Raw genomic sequence first — 2,639 nt, forward strand, 5'->3', positions numbered from 1 at the left:
TGCCGCGCGACAATCAGGATGAGAATGCAGCGACAATCAAGGTGAGAATCGACGCTTGCTGGAACGGCGCAGGGCGTAGCCCGTAGCCGTTCCAGCAAGCGTCGAAGCCTCTTTTCATGGGGGTTCTGAGGGTCGTGGTCGGCCCGGTAAGACGCGCATCGCTTCGTTTGGAAGGGATGCGGGTGCCGGGCTGCCATATCAACGATCATCAGATGAGGCTTTATATGAAGCTCAAGCAAATCAAGTCATTACCGGTGGCCGCCGCCAAGGCCGGGATCAGCACGGCCAGCGCGTACCGGATCAACGCGGATCCATGCCTGCCCTCGCAACGCAAAAAGCCACGCGAACGGCGACGGCCCGATCCGCTGGCAGAGATATTCGATACCGAGATCGTGCCCTTGCTGGAGGCGGCACCGGGGCTGCGCGCGGTGGCGGTCTTTGAGGAGATCCGCAGGCGCCATCCCGATCTTGATACGGGGGTCAGGCGGACGCTGGAGCGCCGGATCCGCGCGTGGCGCGCGCGGTTTGGCCCCGATCAGGAGGTCATCTTCCGGCAGGTCCATGAGCCTGGTCGGCTTGGCCTGTCGGACTTCACCGATATGGGCGACCTGGCCGTAACAGTCGCGGGGGTGCTGCTCGACCACCGGCTGTATCACTTCCGGTTGGTCTGGTCGGGCTTTGAACATGCCCATGTCATCCTGGGCGGCGAGAGCTATGTCGCGCTGGCCGAAGGACTGCAAAATGCCCTGTGGGCGGTGGGCGGCGCGCCGTCCGAGCATCGCAGCGACAGCCTGTCGGCCGCGTTCCGCAACCTTGATGCTGACGCGCGCGCCGATCTGACCACGCGCTATGACGCCTTGTGCGAGCATTACGGCATGGCCCCGACGCGCAACAATCGCGGCGTTGCGCACGAGAATGGTTCCATCGAGAGTTCGCACGGCCATCTCAAGGCCGCCGTACGGGACGCGCTGCTGCTGCGGGGGGCATGCGACTTCGATGATCTAGTCGCCTATCGCCACTTTATCGACGAGATCGTTGGCCGCAAGAACCGACGCAACGGCGCCCGCATCGACAGCGAGCGCGCGGTGTTGCAGCCGCTGCCGCAGGCGCGCACCAGCGATTACGAGGAAGTGATCGTCACCGTCACCTCGACCAGCAGCTTCACGCTCAGAAAGGTGTTCTACACCGTGCCGTCACGGCTGATCGGGCACCGGTTGCGGGTTCGGCTCTATGATGATCGGCTCGACCTATTCATCGGCGGCACCCGGCTGATGACGCTGCCGCGCGGTAGGTCGGCCGATCATGCTACGCATGCCCATGTCGTCGATTATCGGCATGTCATCCACAGCCTGCGGCGCAAACCCATGGCGCTGCTGAAGCTGGTATACCGCAACCAACTGTTCCCACGCGATGCCTACCGGCAAACCTTCGAGCGATTGCTTGAAGCGGTGGGTGAACGCGCCGCCTGCCGACAGGCGGTCGAACTGCTCAGCCTGGCGCATGAACGCGCCTGCGAGGCTGAACTGGCCGAACTGCTGACCGAGGGCCTCGCCGCCGGTCGCCTGCCCGACATGGCGGCATTGCGGTTGCGCTTCGCACCTGACCCTGCGGCACTTCCCGATGTGGTTGTCGAGCTGACGCCGCTCACCGATTACGATGTTCTGTTGGTGGGAGAAGCGGCATGAGCAAAAGCACACTCGCCCCCCATGCCGCCATCGATGCCCAGCGCGTCAGCCTGGTTCTCAATGACCTGCGTCTGCCCGCGATCAAGCTGGTCTGGGCTGACTTCGCCGCACGCGCCGACAAGGAGGGCTGGCCCGGCGCCCGCCTGATTGCAGCCTTGGCCGAGCATGAGGTCGCCGAACGCGATCGCCGCCGTATCGAGCGGCATCTGGGCGAAGCAAGACTGCCCCCGGGCAAAACGCTCGACAGCTTCGCCTTCGATGCCGTGCCTATGATCTCCCGCGCCCAGGTCACCGCCATGTGCGCGGGCGACGCCTGGCTGGAAAAGGGCGCAAACCTGATCCTGTTCGGGCCGCCAGGCGGGGGCAAAACCCACCTGGCAGCGGCAATCGGCCTCGCCCTGATCGAAAATGGCTGGCGCGTGCTGTTCACGCGCACTTCCGACCTCGTTCAAAAACTCCAGGTCGCGCGGCGCGAACTCGCGCTTGAGGCCGCCCTGGCCAAGCTCGACAAATATCACCTGCTGATCCTCGACGACCTCGCCTACGTCACCAAGGATCAGGCAGAAACTTCCGTCCTGTTCGAGCTGATCAGCGCCCGATACGAACGCCGATCGACGCTGATTACCGCAAATCAGCCGTTCGGTGAGTGGAACCGGATCTTCCCCGATCCCGCCATGACGCTCGCCGCCGTCGACCGGCTCGTCCACCACGCCACCATCTTCGAAATGAATGTCGAGAGCTATCGCCGCCGCGCCGCACTCCAGCGACAATCACGCGCTGGACGACCGCCAACCTACGCGACAATCAAGTCCACCGCAGATTTGTCGCCCAGCGACAATCAAACCAACGACTGACCCTTGCCAGCGACAATTACCGTTGGCATCATCACCACGCCGCGACAATCAATTCTCATCCTGATTGACGCCAGCATCTCACCCAGTTTGTCGCGCTACA

At 63.6% G+C, this 2,639-nt stretch carries 2 protein-coding genes; both read left to right on the plus strand.

Features of this window, described 5'->3' with window-relative positions; all coding sequences use genetic code 11:
- Positions 1-212 precede the first annotated feature (212 nt).
- The gene (istA, locus tag LQ220_RS24680) at positions 213-1,685 is read left to right on the plus strand and encodes an IS21 family transposase (RefSeq protein ID WP_230190612.1); all 1,473 of its coding nucleotides are present in this window, start codon (positions 213-215) and stop codon (positions 1,683-1,685) included.
- On the plus strand, positions 1,682-2,539 hold the full coding sequence (istB, locus tag LQ220_RS24685; protein ID WP_230190613.1) for an IS21-like element helper ATPase IstB: 858 nt from the start codon (positions 1,682-1,684) through the stop codon (positions 2,537-2,539). The genes istA and istB overlap by 4 nt, the downstream gene beginning before the upstream one ends.
- The last annotated feature ends 100 nt before the right edge of the window (positions 2,540-2,639 follow it).

It is taken from the genome of Sphingobium sp. CECT 9361, assembly GCF_918741285.1.
Classification (GTDB): Bacteria; Pseudomonadota; Alphaproteobacteria; order Sphingomonadales; family Sphingomonadaceae; genus Sphingobium.